This is a genomic window from Polaribacter sp. 2405UD43-2 (assembly GCF_058147125.1).
In genome coordinates this window covers 1-248 of sequence record NZ_JBYVJX010000062.1, presented here as the reverse complement: position 1 = coordinate 248, position 248 = coordinate 1, and the positions used below count along the sequence as shown (strand labels likewise).

Sequence of the window (248 nt, the reverse complement as noted above, 5' to 3'; positions counted from 1 at the left end):
TCTGCCTCTTATTTATCTGGTTCAGAAAGCAGTTTTCAATTCGTTTCTAGCAGTTATTTAAAACCTACTTTAAAAAGAACTTCAAATTTTGCACTACGTTTAAGACCAAGATTCAAATTTATAGTCGCCAAACAAAACATTACCCTAGAAAAGTTTGTTTTTGTAAAAGGAAAAAGAGTTTTAAGAACGTTTCATTTTGATGTTTTTAATTTGATGAATACACAACTTACTATTCCATTATCACTTTC

Annotated in this window: 1 pseudogene; it reads left to right on the top strand. The window is 28.6% G+C overall.

The features are described from left to right. Window positions 1-248: pseudogene (locus ACY2RX_RS14765) on the top strand (hypothetical protein); the annotation flags it as partial.